Below are 1,576 nucleotides of genomic sequence, written 5' to 3'. Positions count from 1 at the left end.
AAAGCTCACATGAGGAGTGATGCGTCAAGGCAAGTTCATTTGTCCATGGCGAAACCTTTCAGGGTGCTTCATCGGTATCCAAAGTCTGAGCCATTTCGCTCGACGCGGCACGTTTCCGTTGCCGTTTCAAACTCACATACGGTCGCCGTCTCGTTCGGCTGCACCACTATCCCGCTTGCGTTGCGGCAAAGGCTCAGGAGAACGAGTCCATTCTAAAGCGCGGCATTTGAAGCCAAACTTTGAGGCGGTTCGCTCACCTGGATCCGCCAGGGTTGATCAGCCCTGGGAGATTGCTGTTCTGGGTTCCGGTCGGCCGTCACGCGCTCTTCATGACGGCCCCTTCGATCAGGATGCCGAACGCCGCGTACTTCCACAGCGCCACCAGCAGCTTGCGCGCCAGGGCAACGATCGTGCTCCGTTTCAGCCGACCCCCATTTGATTGAACCCGCTGAGCAAACCAACGGCTGAGTGCCGAATGCGGCTGGTTCCGCAGCCACAACCACGCGAGCTGGATCATCGTCGTGCGCAGCCGTGGATTGCCCGCTTTCGATACGCCTTGCTCACGATCAATGGTTCCGCTTTGCCACGGCGTGGGTGCCAATCCTGCGTAGGCGGCGACTTGGCGTCGGTTGTCAAAATGGCGAGAGAACCCTTCGGCCCAGAGGATAGCGGCGAACTCCGATCCAATCCCTTTGAGAGCACTCAGCACGGCCGCAGGTCCAGGCGCTGTATGTGGAGCATCCTTTGTGGCGGACATCATTGCATCGCGCTCCTGTTCCACAGCGGCGATATGCTGAAGCAACAGTTCAAGGCGATCAAGTTCACGATCTATTTGAGCCTTTAGGTGCCGAGGCAACTGGCGGCCATCGCCTGTCACCAGACCGTCGAGTCGTTTGCGCCGATCCTTCCGAAGCGGCTCGTAACCGCTGATGCCTTGGGCAAATAGCAGACCCTTGATACGATTGACGTGCTCCACCCTTTCCGCAATTAGGACCTTGCGTTCCCTGCAAATGCGACGCCGATCTTCGTTATCCGGACTTGGCGCCTTCACCATTGCACATACGCGCGGTTCGCCACGCTTGAAGGCAAGAAGTGCTCGAACCAATGCCTCCCCGTCGATCTTGTCCGTCTTCGCGCGCCGGCGACGACGGGACGCTGCGATAGAAGCCGCGTCGACGACGTGACTCTCGAACCCATTGGCTTCCAGGACTCGATGAATCCAAAAGCCGTCCAGACCAGCCTCCTGAATGGTCACGATAGGGAACAATCGCCCTGTCCGTGACAACGCCTTCTTCCGGAGGTCTTCGAACAGGCTGATCAGTCCGGCAATATCGCCGCCATCCACAGCACGTTTCGACATCTTGTCGCCGCTGCCCGGCGACAACGACGTAACCAGCCAGGTTGAGCGGCTCAGTTCCAGGGAGACAAAGATTGCTCCAAGGTCGACACGGACAGCGTTTGGGACTCCAGGTTGGGCAGACACATTCTCCACGGCGATCTCCTGTTGAGTGAGTGGTTCGATGCAGCCTCACCCTGACAGAGCGCCGGCCGCTGTTCACTCCTCATGGGATCTAAA

At 58.5% G+C, this 1,576-nt stretch carries 1 protein-coding gene; it reads right to left on the bottom strand.

The window, feature by feature from the left end; translation table 11 throughout:
- Positions 1-316: 316 nt before the first annotated feature.
- Entirely contained in the window at positions 317-1,483 is a 1,167-nt protein-coding gene (locus NKH17_RS33280; RefSeq protein ID WP_352973537.1) for an IS110 family RNA-guided transposase, read from the bottom strand.
- Positions 1,484-1,576: the final 93 nt, after the last annotated feature.

The sequence above is a fragment of the Mesorhizobium sp. M1334 genome, from assembly GCF_040317995.1.
Taxonomy (GTDB): Bacteria; Pseudomonadota; Alphaproteobacteria; order Rhizobiales; family Rhizobiaceae; genus Mesorhizobium.
The sequence above is the reverse complement of the archived record's forward strand: the minus strand, read 5'-3'. Positions and strand labels throughout refer to the sequence as shown.